Below are 19,960 nucleotides of genomic sequence, written 5' to 3'. Positions count from 1 at the left end.
CCTATTTTTGTTTACCAATGCCAAAAATTAAAGCAAGGTAATATCCAGAGGAAAAAAGCAGGGGAGAAATTTGAAATACTCCTGAATAAGAAAAATTCAGGATTAAGTTTCAAATAATTTTGCAACCTTTTTAAGTACGTCTCTAATAGGAGTTTTTTAAAGCATTTTTCTTTACACTGTCCACATTCCGTACAGCTTGAAACTTTACCTTCAAGACCACTGTATAAAAATGTTCCATCATCCACGTGATCAAACATCTCAGCATTATTGAGATATTTAAAGCTTTCTGAAATATTTACTCCTGAAGGACAAGGCATGCAGTACTGGCACACAGTACAGTTAACTCTCGTTTTAGACCTGTATATTTCCCTTCATCCTTGAACTCAGTCCTTTTCTTCTATTTCAATGGAATAAGGGAAACCTCCAGCTGTAAGTTCTATATTAGTCTTTACCCGCGCCAGCGCTGACGTGCCGCTAAGAACAATATTTATTTAAGGTTAATCGCAGAGATAGCGTAGGCTTTATTCCACAGGGCTTCGCTTTATCCCTGCAAAATTTCAGACCTTCTGGATTTCGGGAGGAATGTTTGACGAGGCATCCTCCGTGAATAGGCTCTATGATGACAATACTAATGCCTTTTAAAGCCGCATGACACCGAAACCCTTATAGAAACTGTTTTATCCATTTGGCCAAGCTTTCTGTATAGCATATACGTTTATCCTCTCAATATGAACAGAAAAAAAAAAGGCACTAATGACAGGTATTATATAAAAAGAGCCTAAAACTAGAATGGGTATTAGGGGTAGAAAATGAGAGATATCTTTTGATTAGTTACGAACTTCGGGAATGTAAAAGAACACTTTTAAAGTGTTTCTTTTTTCGATTGGGAAAACTGCCAGCTCCAGAGTGTAAATCAGTCTCAATTTAGGGAAAATTTCGTATCGGAACAGACTTTAAATAATGGAAAACTATTTACAATAAAATCCCACTCTGAACTCCTGTGAAGGTGTATTTTTGAACCCTGTAATCTTGAAGAAAGTCATTGTGATCCTTTTACTGCTCACAGCAGGGGTATTTCTGGTCCGCACCTACTGGATAGATCTCGCACCTATTCTGGGAGAAAGCTTGAGAATTCTCAGTGAAATCCGAATAAGTTATTTTATCCTGGCGTTCTTAGTCTACCTTCTGAGTGTTTACTTATTTGCAGTCCGCTGGCAGCAGGTTCTTTCCTGTATCGGATATGATCTCAAGGCCACAGATCTTGTTCCAGTTATTTTCGGAGGAATATTCGCAAATAATCTAACTCCGGCAAGCAGGGCAGGAGGCGAACCACTTCGGATATTTTGGGTTAACAAGACGTATGGAATAAGTTATACGAATGCTTTCGTGTCAATTCTCTTCGAAAGGCTGGTTGAAGCAATACCTATTTCCATGCTATTAATTTATGTTCTATACTCATTCCCCTCGCTAGAGATCAAATTCTTACCCATAAAAAATAGTTTAACGTTAAGCTCAACCTATTTATTGCTTTCAGTCTTCCTTGTAGCAGGAGTAGTAATATGGATTTTCCGAGAAAAGTTATCATCACTTCTCAAGAGTATTGATGAAAATTGGAGACAGCTTCACAAATCCTTTATTGCTGTTCTTCTTTTATCCTCTGCAGTCTGGATTCTTGATATAATACGTCTCAAACTGATTGCTTTAGCTCTGAACCTTCCTTTTTCTCTACATTTGATTGCAACAGTTTCAATTTTATACCTGCTGCTTGGAAGCCTGCCAATAACTCCTGGAGGGCTGGGAATAGTTGAAGGAGGTCTGATCTCTGTTCTTCTCTATTTCGGGTTACCACTCGCTCAAGCAAGTAGCTTCGTCTTTCTCGAGCGTTTTATCTCCTTTGGGCTCAGCGGCGTGATAGGATTCCTGTACCTGTTTTATTACGGAGGGTTTAAGATATGGAAAAACACAAAATCGCATTGATAAGTGACTGGTATTTTCCAAAGGTCGGAGGAATCGAGTATTCAATGCATACTCTTGCCAAAACCCTGAGCATACAAGGCCATGAGGTGAGCGTTATTACGAGGAGCCATCCGGGTGTCCCTGAATATAGTATCAGAGATGGAGTCTCAGTGATAAGGATCAAAGGCAGACCTTTACCCGGGCAAAATCTATTTCTCCCGCCAAATGCTTATAAAGAACTCTTCAGCCTTTTGAAAAAAGGGAATTATGAAATTGTCAATTCCCATGGACTGGATTCTCCTATTGGAATGTCTGCTCTTGTCGCATCCAGGAAACTTGGAATTCCTGTAGTAGTTACCAACCATTCCCTTGTGGGAAATACGCCATATCGCCTTCTTTATTATCTTGCAGGCAAGTTGCTTCTAAAAAATACCGATGCTGTAATTGCTGTAAGTTCAGCAGTTGAAAAGGACTCAAAGGTAATGACAGCAAAACCTATTTATCGGATTTTTAATGGCGTTGATTCCGAAGATAGCATCGTCAAAGTTCCCTTGCCTGTAGATACGAAAGGAAAGACTGTAATCGTCACGACCGCACGCATGACAAAAAAGAAAGGTGTTCAGCATATTGTGGACATTGCCCCTTCCCTTCTGGAAAAACATGAAAACTTGATGTTTATAATGATAGGAGATGGCCCACTTAGAAAAAAACTGGAAAAAAGGGTAGAAGAATCCGGTTTGTCCGAAAACTTCCATTTTACAGGGGAAATATCCAGGGAAAAAGTAATGGGATATCTGGAAAAGGCAGATATTTTTGCCCTTCCCTCCAGTAATGAGGCCTTTGGGATTTCGATCCTGGAAGCAATCTCAAAAAATGTTCCTGTTGTGGCAATGAATAATAGTGGAGTCTCGGATATCATCACAAACGGCGTAAATGGCTACCTTGCAGATAGCCTGAAGGAATTTTCATCCCTCCTCCGGAATCTAATCGAAACTCCGGCCCGGCGAGCTTCATTTGCCAGGGAGGCTCTACAGGGGCTTTCAAATTATGATTGGGACAAAATATGTGAGCAGACAACCACCGTATATACAAGTGTCATTTATGAAAAATATCACAATAACAATTGATGTGGAAGAAGACTGCCCACCCATGCTTACAAGTACGAGAGGTATGGAAGAGGGACTGCCTAAATTGCTGGATCTTTTCAAAAAAGAAGGGATAAAAGCTACATTCTTTGTCACCGGAACGATGGCGAAGCAGTATCCGAACATGATACATAGAATTCCACTAGAAGGACACGAGCTTGGCTGTCATGGATATACCCATGCACGTTTTGACCGGATGAAAGAGGAAGAAGCCAGAATTGATCTTAAACAGGCTGGGAAAGTTCTGAGGCAGTTTGAGAAGAGGCTGGTATCTTTCAGGGCTCCGAATCTCCAGTTCCCGAGAAATTATCTTCAATTCCTGGAAGAAGAGGGTTTCCTGTACGATTCCTCTATTGCAGCATACAAACCACCTTTTCCCAGAAGCAGAGTAGAAGGCAAAATAATCAGGATTCCTGCTACGATTACCTCTTCTTTTTTAAGGCTGCCTCCAGCCCTTTTTCTCCCGCTGCTCAAACGTTCAAAAGCTCCTGTGATCTTTGTGCATCCCTGGGAATTTGTGGACATGTCAGACATGCCTATACGTCTGGATTGCAAGTTCAATACTGGAGAAAAAGCCCTCGGAAACCTTAAAGTCCTGATCCGTGATTTAAAAGCTGAAAACTACCATTTTTTAACTTTACAAGAAAGAGCAAACCTAGAAAAATATAAGTGATGACCTGGAAAAAATAAGCAAAATTTTTTCTCTTTTTAGGGGATGTGGATACTGAATAGAATTTTGCCTGGAAAACGATTTCATTATATCATTTTATTAGGTTGTAATTTTCAGGCTATTACGATTTTCAGGCCGGATAGGTTTTGAGTTTTAACTGAAGTAATGGAATAAAAGTTATTCTTCAACAACTTTCAGAATCTTCTTGATTTTATCTTTTTCTATGGAATAGAGCCTCATCTTTCCTTCATTTTTTACTTTAATTATTCCCAAGTCCTGCAACTTTACAATTGGAAATAATTTATTAGAAGTTCACCGTGATTGAAATTGTTTAATTATATTGCATATTATATGTTTGTATATTTATTAAATTGTGAGGGGGGAGATTTAAATGTTATTATTGAACGAAATGCTAGCTGAAACTTTGGAAGCTTTCGGACAGATGAGAAATTCCATTTTTAAAGATGGTTATCTGGACTTCAAAACCAAAGAACTTATAGCTGTTGTATTTTCTGTTCTTAGAATGTACCAGTTCTGCATTGATGAATATTCTTAGCGAGCAATGAACCGAAAAATAAGCAGAGAAGAGGTCTCCAAAGCAATTATAGTAACAATATTTATTGCAGCTAGTCTCAACTTGACTGGGAAAATGTTTACGACAAAAATATTTATGAGCTTATCTTTGAGGGTGGTATTTCTAAAGAAAGATGAAATAGCTGCGATTGTAGCTATTGAGGTGAGGGAAGATAGATTGATTCCTCGCTTGTCTTATCAATTATAGAACCTTTACTCTCATTAATCGAGCTCATCACTGCAACTATCTTTCTCGAGTTTTTAGTGAACTCATGTAATTTGAGCGAAATACTTATAATATTTGTTATACTTGAATATATCAATATATCTTGATATCTTACAATCCGTTCCTGTTTCTTAATAAAAATAGAATATGAAGATTTTGGAGGACTATAATGAAGCGATTGCATAGAATACAAGGTAAAGAACGAATTCCTTTTTTACCCTTCCCTTTGATAAAATCGCTCTCGATTTTAGCGATTTTTTGTTTCCTGCTCTTCAGTTCAGGTTGCACGGATCTGGATGATTCCGGCAATGAATCAGAGCCTGCTGAAACTACGAAGAACATTAGCGATTCAGGCAGCGGAATGAAATTGATTGAAGTTACGAACCTGAGCCAGGTTGATGAAGCCCTCAAAAAAGGTCCTGTTGTACTGAAACTCGGTTCAAAGGGCTGTATTCCCTGTGGAGAACAGGAAGAGATATTCTCAGAGCTACTTCCAATGTATCAGGATTCTGCCTCATTCATGCTTATTGACGTCAAACAGAACCCCGAGTTTGCAGAAGAGTTTGGAGTAAGATCCATTCCAGATACCTGTATTATTACGGATATTGAAGGCGGAAAATACATGTATATGCGGCAGGACGGCAGCAAAAGCCAGGACAGAACAAGCGCAAGGTTCCTTGGTGTCGCCGACAAAGAAACCATTTCAGAGACTCTTGAGAAAGCTATTGAATCCAGGAAAACAGAGGTGTAAACTTATGTTTTCCAATTTTCTTCCCATCGCAGCTTTTTTTGCAGGGGTAGTTAGCGTGCTCTCTCCATGTATTCTGCCTGTAATTCCGGCTGTTTTTGCTTATTCAACTGAGAAAGGAAAATTCAGACCACTTGCAATTGTGTTAGGTTTGTCTATCTCCTTCACCTGCATGGGAATCATTACTTCCATTTTAGGGGCTACATTCACGGCTTATCTCGGTTACCTTAATATCTTCGCCGAAATTCTTCTTATTACGATGGGCGTTGCGCTGATCTTTGATCTCAATATTTTCAATATTTTTGGAAATTTTTCATCCCTTGCAAACTCCAAACAAGAGGGCCTTTTCGGAGGGCTTTTACTTGGTCTCTCTCTCGGGATTGTCTGGCTTCCGTGTGTCGGCTCAGTACTTGGTTCAATCCTCACAATGGTTGCTGTTTCGGGTGAAATTGTTTATGGAGCAGTGATGCTTTTCATCTATTCCCTCGGCTTTTCCGTCCCAATGCTTCTTGTTGCTTATTCTGCAAGCTTTTCTTCCTCAAGGCTTCAGAAAATTTCAAAATATGGTTTCCCGTTAAAAAAAGTTGCAGGCTTTGTAATTCTAGGAGTCGGCTTTTATATGATTTATCAGAACCATTTCAACGGTTTTTGAAATTAAAATTTATTTGGTTAACCCCCCAGAAAGCTGTTAGATATCTAATAACTAAAAAGTCGTTAGTGGTGCCTGACAAAGTTAAATCCAAAGGCGGAACTCATTAGATATGTTAGATAAATAGAACTTACGCGGTTGAACGGAGAAATCAATAGAATTAAACCTCCAACTATAGAAAATACAAAACGGGTCTCAACACCGAACGTTATCAATTTTGTACTTCAAGTGCGTAACTCATATTATTATTTACACATTATGAGTTTATACATCTGCTAGCAAGACCCACGAATACTAGTGTCCTGGCAACTTAATTATAGGGCATTAATATTTAAAAAAGTCCTCATCCGTAGTCCCTTTCTTAATTATGAGGACTCATAACTAAATTTCTTAGACACTAGGATTTAAACTTGTAGTTAGCTAGCTAAACAATGGAGATAACATGAACTATAGTAAAATGACAATGGGTGATTTTGACAGAATTCTTTACACACGTCTTAAAGAGGAAACTCTTCAATCAATAGTTAATATTCCAGGCATTTATCAAATAGTGTCCAAACATTTTAATAATGAGATGATTCTTAACGAGGAAATTCCTCAATCAATAGTTAATATTCCAGGCGTTTATCAAATGGTATCCAAACATTTCAATAATGATATACTTGAAATGTGGGAGTATGAGCAGTATATAAAGGTTAACGAGATTGTAGAAAAAATTGGTTTGTGGAATCCAGAATTCCAACGAACCATGGTGCTGTTAAATTTACTAAACGAATTAACCGAAGTGCTTTATGGTACCCTGGATCTAAAACTGGACAAATATATTAACCTTCGTTCACTCCCAGTTAGAGAGTTTTTTAAAGATGTTGTGGATAAATATTCAGAATACCCCATCTGGACATGTGATTTTGAAGGATCTTGTCTTATTGGTGCGAAGAAGTTTGAAATAGAGCCTATTGATTTAATTCTCCGCCGCTTTGAGGGTGAGTAAACGACATTTGATGAAGAATTTTGATAGTTGCCATAACTGTGTAAGTCCTGTCCCAATTATAGAGCCAAATTTAATTTTAAGACACGCTCTAAACTAAGATCAATAGCACTCTGTTCCTCATTTCTCACTTTGTACTTGTTGTTCTTTCAACGGGCCTTGCCAGACTTTTCTTCTGAAACTGGAAGAAAAGAACAAGGAAAGCTGGCTGCTCCATTTTTGGTGAATATCTGGTTTAATTGCTTCTTTTGTTTTGTATATGTTTGGAGAGCCAACAACTTCGTAAGTCTTATACAGGTGACGTCTAACCTTTCAATAGAGAACCGCTTATATCCTTAATTCTACTTTTGTTTCTTAACCACAAGAACAGAAATCTTTGAGTGCCTTACAACCTTATCTGCTACACTTCCAAGTAAAAATCTTTCTAATCCACCTTTACCAAGGGTTCCCATTATTATCATATCTACTTTCTTCTGCTCTGCAAACTCCAGGATTGCGTGAGCAGGGTCACCTTCTACAACCACACCTTCATAATCGATTTCCTTATCCTCTGCAACCTTCTTCGCATATTGGATAGCATCATCTCCTTCTTGGCGTAGTGTTTCCTCCAAGACATTCCATTTAGGACCCAGATGAATCGGTGTTTCCAATACAGGAGGTACATATGCGTTTTTATTCAATACATAAAGAGCATAGACTTTCGCACCCATAAATTTTGCAAGTTCTATCCCTTGAAGTACGGCGCTTTGACTGAACTTAGACCCGTCTGTTGCAATCAGGATTTTTTGGAAAATATTGTTAAGAGTCATTTATCTCCCCCAGTTCCAGAATAGTATTGAATCGCGTTGTTAATTGATAAGTTGACTATAAACGTTTCTTGCACAGATTATGAAATGTTAATTTTTACTTTGAAGACTATAACTTCAGAGCCTTTATTTTCATTAATTGGTTTCAATCCCTTTACCTTTTTTCCTGATAATTTTAATACATACGTGCAGAGTTGAAGTAAGATATTTATATTATGTGTTATAATCGAATATATCAACATATCTTGATATTAAAAAGTCGTTTTCTTATTCCTCAGCAGAAAATTAGGCACATTACAAAAGGATCGGAGAAAAATGGTTTTTAGCAATACTATTATCTTTGGATTATTGACCGGGATAATTTTATTTCTATCTTTTACTTTGGATAAAGAGAAGACAGTTCTGGGTCTGAAAAAAGGCGGAAAAATGCTTTTCAACATTTTCCATCCGTTTCTCAATATCTTAATTCTTATAAGCATAGTACTTTTCTTCATCCCGGATTCTTTAATTGTGCAGTATCTTGGAGCTAATTCTGGCTGGTATGGTTTTGGAATAGCTGCATCTATCGGGTCAATTACTCTAATACCCGGTTTTATCTCATATCCCCTGGCTGCTACTTTACTTAAGCAAGGCGCAACTTACGCTGTTGTTGCAGTTTTTATGACTACTATGATGATGGTTGGAGTCGTCACATTGCCTCTTGAAATCAAATATTTTGGTAAGAAAGCAGCAATAGTGAGGAACGTCTTGAATCTAATTGCGGCAATAATAATAGGCATTTTGATGGGGTGGTTAATGTGAAGAAATACCTGAAAAACTATATGTGGGTTATCCTGTTTGTTATCTTTTCTACAGGTTCATATTTTATAGGATTTAAGCCAGGTCTTGTTATATATTCTAATTTTGAGGAATTTTTTATAGAAATGATCTCATTTATTCCTTTCATTTTCATAATAATTGGACTTTTTGATGTTTGGGTTCCAAAAGAGATGCTTGAAAAGCATATAGGTAGAGAATCCGGAGTTAAAGGTATTTTTTTAGTTATTTTGTTGGCAATGCTTCAGGCAGGCCCTCTTTATGGAGCATTTCCTGTTGCTTATATTCTATCTAAAAAAGGTGCATCTGTAAGGAACATCTTCATTTATTTAGGAGCATTTTCATCCATGAAGTTACCTATGTTGGGAATAGAGATAGGCTACCTAGGGATAAAATTTACAATCTTGAGGACGCTAATATCACTACCGCTATTTATATGCATTGGATTTATGATGGAAAAAATAGTTGGCAGTGAGTTTAAAGTCGAAGAGGTAAAAGCATAGGAATTCAAAAAAAATTGTATAGTCTAAAATACTGTCTATATGATTTTTCTCCGAGTTCCTTAATGTTTGGAATACTAAAATTGTCAAAGATGATCTCACCAACAGTCTCACTCACATAAAAGTGATTTGTATGGATCTCTTAAAAATTCATACCCGGATAATTATATACATAATATATTTTAAGAGACTGATGAGAGATTTCATTGGGGCTCTTCTTATAAAGAGATGGGAACAGACGGAGAAGGAAAATGTTGTGTCTATAAAGGAGAGACTTTTTATTATTTTCTGGTCTACCTCTTATTTCTCTCCATCGTGCAAAACAATACAATTTAAATTTCATTGAGTAAATTATTTTTAATGGGAAGAGGAAATAAATCAATCGATAATTCAATTGTAAAAACGCTATTTGAAGGCAATATCTTAATTCCTTTGCCAAAATTGCTGGTTGAAAATCACTTTCATTCTCTGTTCTCTTTAATATCTCCTACTCATTGTGATTTTTGTGGCGCTAAATTAAATGTGAACTCTCACTATACTCGTTCACTTCTCACGAGTTATGGCACCCTAAACTGCAGTACTACATACTGGATTTGTCCTAATTGTAAAAAATATTTTCATGATCAGATCGTTGGTGTTTCTGGATCGGCAAATTACAGCGACGAGTTCTATGACAAACAAATTGTTGTCAGATACGATGGAAGATGCAGTCTTCACAATTCCTGTAGAATAGGCGAAACATATACCGAAGGTTTGACTGATATATGTGGACGAGCTCCATGTGCCTCTTCATTATGGTTGTATGAACAAAAACAGGCAGCAATTTCGAGGCAAGAACTTTCAGATCAAAATACTGATTTTGACGAAACGTTGTATGTAGATGGAGATTGGATCAAAAAAGGATGGAAAAAGAAATTTGAAACTCTGATAGGACGAGAACTTACAATAAAAGAATGGAAAAAGATGCGGTATCAATATGTTTACGTTATCGCTACAAAAGAAAAGGTAATTCTGGATTTTGAGATAACTGACAGGTTACCAACAATTGAAGCTCTTCTTCCTTTTTTCATACGAACAAAAAACCGATTTCCGGAAGGCAAAATACAAAAGATCATTTCTGACGAAGATAAAGCAATCATTGGAGCTGTAAAAAGTGTCTTCCCTGAAGTAGCTCACTCCTTTTGCGTGTTCCATCAATTGAAAAACGTTAGCAAGAGATATATTGAAGAATTCAGATCTACCAAAAATATTCCCGAAAATGATGAGCTTGTGTACAATGAAATATGTCAATTAATACGTTCGGATACTGTTGTCAGTGCTGTTGTATGTTTTCAAAAGATACGAGAATTGGACTATAATCTGGAACTTTCAGAAGCGTCTCGAAAAGCGATTTCTTATGCAGAAGAGATTTTCAAGAAGAATGTAAGCTTCTTGAAAAAGGGTTTTACACCAGAAACGGATAATACAATGGAACAAGTCTTTTCCTTGATAAGTGATATCGTAGACAAAGCAAGATCATTCAAAACTGATAGTGGGCTAACTAATTTCTGTTACAATTTGTTTACTTATTTCAACAAACAGTGTTTCCGCACTGGTAAAGGGAGAGGATTCTCTCCCTTAATGAGGGCAAGATTCCAGTATGGATAATGGATAAATGGAAACTTTCAATAGCGGTAGCTGATGAAAATCTACATAAAAATCGGGCATGTAACAAAAAAAATTATATAAGTTCTTGCATCAATGAATAAACTTTCTCAAAATGAGTAGATTAGTTTACTCAAATTATAATGAAATTTCTTGATTTTTTCAAAATTGAAGAAGATCCAGTAAAAATTAAAAAGACTCAGGAATTTGTTCCTTCCCCACCATAAAAAAATATAAGCATTAATAGGTGTAATAAGTTGCGTTGGAAACTATATTTTGCTATAATTACAAGATAATTAGAAAAATATTCAATTCGATAACTATAAATACTTGTGCGCATACGAGTAGTTTCAGAATTTATTTGTTTCCTTCATAGATAGTTAGAGTCAGTCCTATAAACAGATGAAATATTATAGATGTGTGCATTATCGATTGCCTAGGAAGAGATCTGAAAATGAGCAAGGTTTTGGAGTCCAAAAAATATGTAGGGCCAAAAAATATTTGGAAAGACTTTTTTAAGGACAAGAAGCACGGAGGGCACAGATATTCATCGGAGGATTTTCTTGCTATGGAAGCAAGGGAAAAATTGTTCCACTTGGATGGAGGTCGAACACTTCTTGATTTCGGTTGTGGCGCTGCAGAGCTCCTTACTTACTATGCTCCGCAGTATGAACAGCTTGTAGGGGTGGATTTTTCTGAATCTATGCTAGAAGAAGCAAGTAAAAGGATCAAGAAAAAAAAGCTTGAAAACATAGATCTTATTCTTGCTGACCATGAAACACTCTGGGAGAACCTGGACTATTCTTTTGACCGAATAACTGCAGCCGGTGTTATTCAGTTCTTGACATTTCAAGAAATAGATAAATTTATCTTTGAGGCATCAAAGCATCTGAATAAAGGCGGTAAACTCGTATTTTTTGACATAATGGATTCCCGTTTATACCCATTGTGGAAGATAGGGCTATTCTCACAAAACGTGGACGGCTTCAAAATTTTATGCAAAACAGGTTTCGAGTTTCGGACTATAATATCGGCGATCCTGAAAAATCGTCCAAGAGATATTCTCGGGTATTCCCATAACCCCAATAAAATTAAAAAAATTGCAAATAAAAATGGTTTTGAAATGATTTGTGTACAATCAATGTATTACGAATACAAATATCATGCAATAATATTTCGGACTTAAAAGGCTGTTTAGTTGGGCATTGAATTAAAATAATCGAGTCAAAATTTAAAATAAGATATAAACTTGAGAGATTTTTTATTATTTTTGGAGTTTTTGATTGATTACAGTCAATTGCTAGTGGAATTCATGGTAAATCTTGGTGATTCCAGAAGATATTAAAAAGTCTCAAAATTGATGTGGTGGTTTAGTGAACAGCCGTCATCGTTTGAAAAATTTTTTCTCAGTGTTGTTTATGTTAAGTAGTTTATGTATTGGAGAAACTAAAGCTCTCCCTAGTAAAGGTACTCCAAAAACTCCTGAGCATATTGGTCTGGGCATTCTCACCTTATTTTCACAAAATTACTCTAAATTTAACGGTGTTCCAAACAATATTTTTATTGCAAAACTTCAGGGTAATAAGATTTATGACAAACTATATTCTGCAATTTACGGGACGCTGAAATCAGAGATTTCTTTCAATATTTCAAAAGCACTAAAGTATAAAGTCACAAGAAGCTCCCGTTTATCTCTTTATAGTTTATTTCCGATTGCAGACACTATTTTAGAATTTGGAGTAAATGGATATACAGTGGATTTAATGAAATCTTCAGAGACTCACAGATTCTGTGAAGCTGCTTCCATACCACTAATTCACTATAGAGAGCAGCCAAGGCAAACAGGATCACTTTACATATGTAGTCTTGTACCAATGGTTAAATGTACCTATCAAATCTCGATAGATATAAAGACGGATGATACCAAAAGTTTTGTTGAGCTTAATAGCCCGGGGTCAAAGTTGACTATTCAAAAAATAAATAATAATGTTATATTAAAAAGCTATTTTGAAGATTCTTCTCAGGATATTAGATCTGAAACCATATACATCGGGAATGCGGCAGAAAAATCAGATTTTGAGATCATGTTTGATGGATACAATAAAACAAATACTATTTTAGCAAAAGACGGCAACTGTATCGTGACCCCATTTTATAACACCGATAGGCAAAGATTACCGTACATGGATTTTTCAAACGGATACATCAAGTTCACTTCTTTTATATTGGGAAAAGGAACTCATCTGGATGTTGATATATACAGTATAAATCAGACAGCAAATCGGAAGCTCATAACTGCTATTGGAAGTAACAGAATGCTGGCTTTTGGACTTGATGGGCCGCATGTTAGAAATACAACAGAGCAGGGAATACGCTACCTTAACAGCAAAAAAAATAAAGGAACGATATGGTTTGATATAGAGATCCTTGAGCAGTGCAATGAAACGGATCTTGAATATTTGCGCAGTCTGGTCATCAATAATTCATGGGATGTAGGAGTACATTACTCTAAAGAATTGAATAGCTTACCACTTGAACAGGCATATAAGGTAATGGATGAAGGATATTCATACGTTTATGAGATATTCGGGAGAAAACCAACAAGCTGGTGCTCTATGAGAAATAGAGACACTGTTACACATGCAATTTATGCATATGAAAACTTAGGGATGTTATGGAGAAATGGAGACCTAGGAATTCATGCGGAAAAAGATGTTGGAAATCTGGACGATGACACATGGGAATGGTGGGAACCGGCATCCAGAGCAGGTATGGTACACCCTATTTTTACCCACGAACTTGATCAGGATCCAGCTATAAAATATTCAATTAGCCGCTCAAAATTTCGAAACTGGGTAGATAATTATGATTCAAATAATGTATCCATAGTGTCTTTTTATGAGTATAGTCAAATAAGTCGAAATACATATGATGCCAGTTTTGAGAACCTTCAATATACTGAACATTCTGTCATATTTGATGCACGCACAAATGGTGCCATTGCTCTTGTAAATGTAAACACAAATGCTGGAAAAAACACACAGGTTTACGATAATACATCCAAAAAATTCCTTAGTTATAACATAGAGCAGGATAATTCAATTACTTTCTGGGTTGAAAATAACCATACTTATGGAATATATTTGGCATTGTTAACTAAACATAGTTAACTCTTTATTTCTGTATTTCATCAATAGAAGAACCGAGTACTTTAGCATTTCAAGACTCTTCGTATAACACTTTGTCTTTCTTCTCAACCTTGCCAGAAAGTGCCTCAATATGCTGTTATATCCTTCAACTGTATACGTTTCTGCTTTGGATTGAGTATGAATCGTTTCAGGAAGGAACTCTGCATATGCCCTCCAGTGATCTGTCATCACTTCTCCAATCTCTTTCTTCTCTAATTTTTCCCAGAGTAGTTGTCCAGTTTCCGTTCCTCTGCTACCAAAAGAGCAGTTGATGAACTTTTTCCCAACTCTATCAACAGCAATCCAGATCCAGCAATATTTTTTTTGTTACCGATGTAAGTATGCATTTCATCCATTTCAACAATAGATATCTCATTTTCGCTTTTTAGTTCCTCTAACTCCTGACCAAACTTCTTTATCCATTTTTGGACAGAAACATGACTTACCCCTAAAAATCGTCCTATTGAGCGAAAGCCCAATCCTTCAAGATAGAGTTGCAAAGCCTGTCTTTTTACAGAAGCGGAAAAAGCAGTTGATTTTATCTCTACTGTATAGTTATAGCCACAATCAGAGCATTTGTACCGTTGACGCCCGCCAACTATGCCATTCTTTTTGTGACTGGAACTATTACATTTTGGGCAATTCATGCAGAAATATAGGTTATAAGTATATATATCTATTTTTATTTACCAATGCCCTATTTTTATTTACCAATGCCAAAATTATTTTTATCTAGTAGATTCCATACGCGGGATTATTTGAAGGTGAATAACCTCGTAAAGAGATTTTCCCCGGTAGAATCTTTTTGGGTACTTTAATTTTTATTTCCGTTTCATAATATTGTTTTAAATCAACAATTTTATATGTCATCCTTTTTAGAAATAATTCTATAAATTCCTGGATTAATGTGCGGGTTAAAATGACAAAAATTCGAACTTTCAGATGGATCTGCTTATTTGTAATATTTATGGCTCTGATTCTAATATCAGAAACTGGGGCGGCAGGAAATATTTATGTTTCTCCCGGAGGATCGATCCAGGCTGCAGTAGATAAAGCATCTTCAGGTGACACTATCCTTGTAAAACCCGGAGAATATAAAGAAAGTGTTCAAATCAATGAGGATAACCTGACAATAATCTCGGATTCAAAAAATCCCGATAATACTGTTATTATCGGAGAGAATAAAGAGAACAACGCATTCAACGTAATTGCCCATGATGTGACAATCAGCGGTTTCTCAATAGTTAACAGCAAATGCGGGATTTACCTCAATGGCGCTCAGAACTGTTTTATAAGTGATAACGATATATCGGAAAACTACATTGGGATCTGTCTGTCTAAGTCCGACAATAATACCTTGAGCAATAATATAGTATATTCGAACATCGATTGTGGCATTAAGTCATTTGCTTCTGCGGGCAACGCAATATACAACAATTGCTTTAATAACACGAATAACGCCAGAGAGAATGAATTCAACGTCTGGAACCGTACTGCAGGCAATTACTGGAGTGATTATGCAGGACAGGATAAGGATGGAGACGGCATAGGTGACATGGCATATATCATCAATCACCGGACAAACAGTACTGATTACAGGCCTTTAATGAATTTCACTCCCGAACTTACGGCGTTACCAGAGGCAATTTTCACTTCCGATGTGACAGTCGGATATGCCCCCCTTACAGTTGAGTTTATCGATTTCTCCGAAAATGCCAGCTCACTGATGTGGGATCTAGGAAACCTGAAGACTTCGGACTCTTCTGACTTTTTGCATACTTTCTTTAATGAAGGCAATTATAGGGTCACTCTAAATGCCACGAACGAAAATGGCAGCGACTCGACATATGTAACTATAAATGTTCTGAAGGCTCCAGGTCCTTCTGATCCAATACTCCCTGCGGCCAAAATCAGTGCCAATGTGACAAGCGGCTATGTTCCTCTTACCGTTCATTTTGTTGATTTTTCCGAAAATGAAGACTCTCTATCTTGGAGTTTCGGAGACGGGAAGAAATCTTGCTGCCCGGACCCGCGGCACACTTTTTGCTGTCCGGGGAACTATACAGTCTCTCTTACGGCAAAGAATAAAAATGGCAGTTCCTCAACATGCGTTGTCGTTACCGTCTTGAAACCGGCAATTCAGCCTTCTGCCGTCCTGCCAGTGGCTAAATTCAGTGCCAGCACTACCAGAGGATCTGTTCCTCTCACGGTCGAGTTTGTCGATATTTCGGAAAATGTAACTAGTCGGTTATGGGATTTTGGGGATGGCAACCAGTCCGCTGAAAAAAGTCCGGAACATACTTACACGTCTCCAGGAAATTATACGGTGGGCCTGACAGTGGGCAATGAAAACGGGAACGACTCAAAAGAAATTATGAATCTTATTCAGGTTGAGGCTACTGATAGCACAGGTAATGCATAAAGGATCGGTTATTCAGGAGATACGGGAGATACTGCTAATGCAGAATATACTGAAGATGCAGACTCAAACAGTTGAAATGAGGGTGCAGGGATGCAAGGACTATCAGCAAGGAAAAGCTAGTGTCCTGGAAACTTAATTATAGGGCATTAATATTTAAACAAGTCCTCATCCGTAGTCCCTTTCTTAATTCTGATGACTCATAACTAAATTTCCTAGACACTAGTGTCGCGTCAATACTCAAAGATTTAACGATTCTGAATAGTTGCAATTAATTTTATACGACATTTTGCTGTTGACTCGATATTAGAACCTGTAAAGGCCTTTGCTCTTGTCCTCTATACCGACCTCTTGGAGAACTGAAACCGTAATAGAAGATGCCAAATGTTATAGTTATTGTTAACAGTTCTGCAGAGGAATCGGTGCCAGTGACTGAATTAATTAATATTTTATGGCTTGCATTATTTTTTGGGATTAGGGATATCTTCGGTAATTTCGGTGCTTAAAAGGGGCAGAAAATAAGTCAATAAGCACGAAGACAACCGTTTTATAACAATAAGGCGGAAAGTCACCTTCTTCGAAATCCTGAGCCGTAAGGCGAAGAATTTAGGGAAAGATTGTTCAGATAGGAGCAAAAACAGTGTTTGATTGAGGTTCTCTATTCCATTTCTTCTTTAGTTCCTGAATCCTATATGGTGATTTAATAGAGGAGAATTCAGTAGATACTCACTCCTTTGACTGAGGGCAGGTTTAGAATCTTGTCCACGAGATTTCCAGGCACTTTCTGGTCGGTGATAATGGTGAGTCTTGGATTGTTAGTAAGATAGGGATCATCCGAGACAGCCTGGCGGATACTCAAATTATTTTTGGAGATAAGGCCTGCAACCTCTGCAAGAATGCCTGGGTGGGCTGCATCTTCCGGGATAATAATGATTACTCCCAGGCCAAGGGAAGGGGCTACGTCTCTGAGAAAAGGGATAGAATGAACATTTTTAAAAATATTGCTTAGAAGTTCATCTGAGATAATGGTCTTTGTGGTTGCATCAACCACTCGCCTGTCAACACCTGCTTCTTTTGCAAGCTGTGTATGTGCTATCTCAATGCTTCCGGAAGTGACCTTTCCTTCTTTATTCACCTGAAACCCGCGTTCAAAGAGCAGCGTAAGCACTTTTGCCTGAGCAGGATATTTTTCAAATTTTGTGAGTAATGTCTGCCACATATAAACTTCAGTTTAAGCCGGGTTCCCTGATATATAGTTTCTTATCATGATCCATTGTCAGCCGAATAAAAGTTTTCCTGAATTGCATTTTCGAATATTCTTGGCGTTAATTGTTTCCTGCGTTAATTTGATGTACCTGCAGGACACGAGTCTTTTCATGGAAGATTCCAGCGCAGGCAATAAACAGATGTCCGGAAAAACAAATTACCAGTTGCTTCTTATTGCCAATCTCAACAAGGAAATAGAACTGGCCCGCAAGCTTGATCCTGAAAAGCTCGCAACTGAAATCCGGAAAATAGGTTTCTCCTGCCAGCACTGTGGAAAATGCTGCAGGCGGGCTTTCGGGGACAATAGGGTAGTACTAATCCCTTCCGAGATCGAGAGAATCCGGAAATATACAGGCCTTTCAAAACTTGAGGTCGCAGGGCCACTTGTGCCGGATATCACTATCCCGGATGAACCTGGAGAGGATGAAGAAAATAACCATAACGATTCTTTTAGGGTACCGGAAGAAAATGAAGAACCAGTCTCCTCTGAGTTTCTTAAGCTTCTTCAGGAGGATATCGATTGCGAGGGCAATATTCATGCCTTTGGGTGGTTACTTAGGAGGAAGAAAAATGGAGACTGTATTTTTCTTGAAAAAGATACAAACAAATGCCGGGCCTATCAAGTGCGCCCTATGCTGTGCAGCACCTATCCGTTTTATATCGAAGAGCTAAGATTGCAGATATGCGAGTGTGAAGGGCTCGGATATCCTATATCCGCAGAAGACAACAAGAAGCTGGCAGAAAACCTCATTTTCAGGTACATTTCGGAACTTGAGGACATACTTAATATGTATGAAAAATTTGTAAATTTCAGGAGAGGGGAAAAGGGCCCAGAGCTTGCAAAGAAGAGCCTGGAAAATGGTACATGTACCTATATAGTTCATGATAGCACCGGAAGTACTAAAGTTATTGATTGACAGCACAAAATCAACAACACTGTAATACTATCGATCAGACAATCTTTATTTAAACACATTTGTCGTTTCATGCACCTGGAAGATTTTTTTGCCTTTGTTTGCTCTGTGCCATCAATTAAATTTATTTATTAGAAAGAGCCAGTTATTCCCTATGACCGGGATGTCTGGTAATGAAAATCGTCCGATGACCATTTCGGAAAAAATATTTTCGAAGGCCTCTGGAAATCCCGTAACAGCCGGGGATTTCGTGCTGGCAAATATAGACCTGGCAATGACACATGATATTACGGGTCCGCTAGCAGTCAAAGGCTTTTACGAGATAATGAAAGATAAAGAAGAAAAAAAAGTATGGGATCCTAAGAAAATAGTGATCGTATTTGATCACCAGGTTCCTGCAGATTCGATTAATGCCACAGCAAATCATATTATGCTCAGAAAATTTGCTGAGGAACAAGGTATTTTAAATTATGATGTTTATGAGGGCGTCTGTCACCAGGTTCTTCCCGAGAAAGGGCATGTGCTTCCAGGTGACCTTATAGTTGGCTCGGATTCGCATACCTGCGCATATGGGGCTCTGGGTGCATTTTCTACAGGTGTAGGGTCTACTGACATGGCGGCTGTTTTTGCTACAGGCAAACTCTGGTTCAGAGTACCCGAGACTTTCCGCTTTGAAGTGGAAGGTAACCTGCCAAGGCATGTTTACTCAAAAGACCTTATCCTCCACCTGATCGGTGACGTCGGTGTAGAAGGGGCAAGGTATATGGCAGCCGAGTTTGCAGGTTCAACAATCCATTCTCTTTCTATTCCCGAACGCATGACCATGTCCAACATGGCAATCGAGATGGGAGGAAAGGCAGGAATCATCGAAGCCGATGAAGTGACTGCAAATTATCTCAAAGAACGGATTATGTATTATGAGTTTGATCCATACTGGAAATCCGATGAGGGCGCGGAATATTCTGAGGTCCGTTATTACGATGTCTCTGATCTGGAACCCCAAGTGGCCTGCCCGCACAATGTGGATAACGTAAAGCCTGTAACCGAGGTAGAAGGCACGAAAATCGATCAGATCTTTATGGGTTCCTGCACAAACGGCAGGTTCGAAGACATTAAGGTCATGGCAGATATCATGGGTGACGAACCTGTGGCAAAGGGTGTACGCCTCCTTGTTGTTCCCGCCTCAAGAACCGAATACATGAAACTGTTGAGAGCCGGATACATAGAAAAACTTATGAATGCAGGCGCAATCGTGGAATCTCCCTGCTGCGGGCCCTGTATGGGTGGCTCCTTCGGTCTGCTTGGTGCAGGAGAAGTGGGCCTTGCAACCTCCAACCGCAATTTCAAAGGCAGAGAAGGAAGTGCTGAATCCTTTGTGTATCTCTCTTCCCCTGCAACTGCAGGAGCATCAGCCCTGACCGGAGAAATTACTGATCCAAGGAAGGTTTGAAA

The 19,960-nt window shown here is 38.0% G+C and carries 19 protein-coding genes; 15 read left to right on the top strand and 4 right to left on the bottom strand.

Annotated elements, in window-relative coordinates:
* Positions 1-11 precede the first annotated feature (11 nt).
* Positions 12-317 (bottom strand): hypothetical protein, encoded by a 306-nt coding sequence (locus RG963_RS16555; RefSeq protein WP_396654703.1) that lies wholly within the window; start codon positions 315-317, stop codon positions 12-14.
* Between the two features lie 697 nt (positions 318-1,014).
* On the opposite strand from RG963_RS16555, the gene RG963_RS08560 reads away from it, so the two are divergent.
* The 7 genes from RG963_RS08560 to RG963_RS08530 all read left to right on the top strand — a co-directional run bounded on the left by RG963_RS08560 (position 1,015) and on the right by RG963_RS08530 (position 6,958).
* Positions 1,015-1,977, top strand: coding sequence for a lysylphosphatidylglycerol synthase transmembrane domain-containing protein (locus tag RG963_RS08560; protein ID WP_310575844.1), 963 nt, complete (start codon positions 1,015-1,017; stop codon positions 1,975-1,977).
* The gene (locus RG963_RS08555) at positions 1,953-3,083 is read left to right on the top strand and encodes a glycosyltransferase family 4 protein (RefSeq protein WP_310575843.1); all 1,131 of its coding nucleotides are present in this window, start codon (positions 1,953-1,955) and stop codon (positions 3,081-3,083) included. The genes RG963_RS08560 and RG963_RS08555 overlap by 25 nt, the downstream gene beginning before the upstream one ends.
* A complete protein-coding gene (locus RG963_RS08550; RefSeq protein ID WP_310575842.1) occupies positions 3,058-3,774 on the top strand; it encodes a polysaccharide deacetylase family protein in 717 nt (238 codons plus the stop codon). The genes RG963_RS08555 and RG963_RS08550 overlap by 26 nt, the downstream gene beginning before the upstream one ends.
* A gap of 388 nt (positions 3,775-4,162) precedes the next feature.
* A complete protein-coding gene (locus tag RG963_RS08545) occupies positions 4,163-4,327 on the top strand; it encodes a carboxymuconolactone decarboxylase family protein (protein WP_310575841.1) in 165 nt (54 codons plus the stop codon).
* Between the two features lie 412 nt (positions 4,328-4,739).
* Positions 4,740-5,321 carry a thioredoxin family protein gene (locus RG963_RS08540; RefSeq protein WP_310575840.1) on the top strand — a complete coding sequence of 194 codons (582 nt, stop codon included), beginning with the start codon at positions 4,740-4,742 and terminating at the stop codon, positions 5,319-5,321.
* Positions 5,322-5,325: 4 nt separating this feature from the next.
* Entirely contained in the window at positions 5,326-5,970 is a 645-nt protein-coding gene (locus RG963_RS08535) for a cytochrome c biogenesis CcdA family protein (protein WP_310575839.1), read from the top strand.
* 439 nt (positions 5,971-6,409) lie between these two features.
* Positions 6,410-6,958: a hypothetical protein gene (locus RG963_RS08530; RefSeq protein WP_310575838.1), complete on the top strand. Its 549-nt coding sequence runs from the start codon at positions 6,410-6,412 to the stop codon at positions 6,956-6,958.
* 338 nt (positions 6,959-7,296) lie between these two features.
* Here the strand turns inward: RG963_RS08530 and RG963_RS08525 are convergent, their stop codons facing one another.
* Positions 7,297-7,764, bottom strand: coding sequence for a universal stress protein (locus tag RG963_RS08525; RefSeq protein ID WP_310575837.1), 468 nt, complete (start codon positions 7,762-7,764; stop codon positions 7,297-7,299).
* A gap of 378 nt (positions 7,765-8,142) precedes the next feature.
* Here RG963_RS08525 and RG963_RS08520 point away from each other — a divergent pair, with 378 nt between their 5' ends.
* The 5 genes from RG963_RS08520 (at position 8,143) to RG963_RS08500 (ending at position 13,891) form a co-directional block, all read left to right on the top strand.
* Positions 8,143-8,562 carry a permease gene (locus RG963_RS08520; RefSeq protein ID WP_310575836.1) on the top strand — a complete coding sequence of 140 codons (420 nt, stop codon included), beginning with the start codon at positions 8,143-8,145 and terminating at the stop codon, positions 8,560-8,562.
* Positions 8,559-9,080, top strand: coding sequence for a permease (locus RG963_RS08515; RefSeq protein WP_310575835.1), 522 nt, complete (start codon positions 8,559-8,561; stop codon positions 9,078-9,080). Before RG963_RS08520 ends, RG963_RS08515 begins: the two co-directional genes overlap by 4 nt.
* Positions 9,081-9,419: 339 nt before the next feature.
* Entirely contained in the window at positions 9,420-10,724 is a 1,305-nt protein-coding gene (locus tag RG963_RS08510) for a transposase (protein ID WP_310575834.1), read from the top strand.
* A 451-nt stretch (positions 10,725-11,175) separates the two neighbouring features.
* Positions 11,176-11,907, top strand: coding sequence for a class I SAM-dependent methyltransferase (locus RG963_RS08505; protein ID WP_310575833.1), 732 nt, complete (start codon positions 11,176-11,178; stop codon positions 11,905-11,907).
* A gap of 232 nt (positions 11,908-12,139) precedes the next feature.
* Positions 12,140-13,891: a hypothetical protein gene (locus RG963_RS08500; RefSeq protein ID WP_310575832.1), complete on the top strand. Its 1,752-nt coding sequence runs from the start codon at positions 12,140-12,142 to the stop codon at positions 13,889-13,891.
* Here the strand turns inward: RG963_RS08500 and RG963_RS08495 are convergent.
* A protein-coding gene (locus RG963_RS08495) for an IS1 family transposase (protein ID WP_310575831.1) occupies positions 13,874-14,556 on the bottom strand; the annotation gives its coding sequence in 2 pieces (ribosomal slippage) (positions 13,874-14,233 and positions 14,236-14,556; 681 coding nt in all). The two genes, RG963_RS08500 and RG963_RS08495, sit on opposite strands and share 18 nt — an antisense overlap.
* A 272-nt stretch (positions 14,557-14,828) precedes the next feature.
* On the opposite strand from RG963_RS08495, the gene RG963_RS08490 reads away from it, so the two are divergent.
* Positions 14,829-16,331 carry a PKD domain-containing protein gene (locus RG963_RS08490; protein WP_310575830.1) on the top strand — a complete coding sequence of 501 codons (1,503 nt, stop codon included), beginning with the start codon at positions 14,829-14,831 and terminating at the stop codon, positions 16,329-16,331.
* A 712-nt stretch (positions 16,332-17,043) separates the two neighbouring features.
* Here RG963_RS08490 and RG963_RS08485 read toward each other — a convergent pair.
* Positions 17,044-17,547 (bottom strand): amino acid-binding protein, encoded by a 504-nt coding sequence (locus RG963_RS08485; protein WP_310575829.1) that lies wholly within the window; start codon positions 17,545-17,547, stop codon positions 17,044-17,046.
* A 157-nt stretch (positions 17,548-17,704) separates the two neighbouring features.
* Between RG963_RS08485 and RG963_RS08480 the strand changes: the two genes are divergently transcribed.
* Together RG963_RS08480 and RG963_RS08475 are read left to right on the top strand one after the other, a co-directional pair.
* Positions 17,705-18,511 carry a YkgJ family cysteine cluster protein gene (locus RG963_RS08480; protein WP_310575828.1) on the top strand — a complete coding sequence of 269 codons (807 nt, stop codon included), beginning with the start codon at positions 17,705-17,707 and terminating at the stop codon, positions 18,509-18,511.
* A gap of 160 nt (positions 18,512-18,671) precedes the next feature.
* On the top strand, positions 18,672-19,958 hold the full coding sequence (locus tag RG963_RS08475) for a 3-isopropylmalate dehydratase large subunit (protein WP_310575848.1): 1,287 nt from the start codon (positions 18,672-18,674) through the stop codon (positions 19,956-19,958).
* The last annotated feature ends 2 nt before the right edge of the window (positions 19,959-19,960 follow it).

The sequence above is a fragment of the Methanosarcina baikalica genome (genome assembly GCF_031461075.1).
Lineage (GTDB): Archaea > Halobacteriota > Methanosarcinia > Methanosarcinales > Methanosarcinaceae > Methanosarcina > Methanosarcina baikalica.
This window is presented reverse-complemented; position numbering and strand designations above follow the sequence as displayed.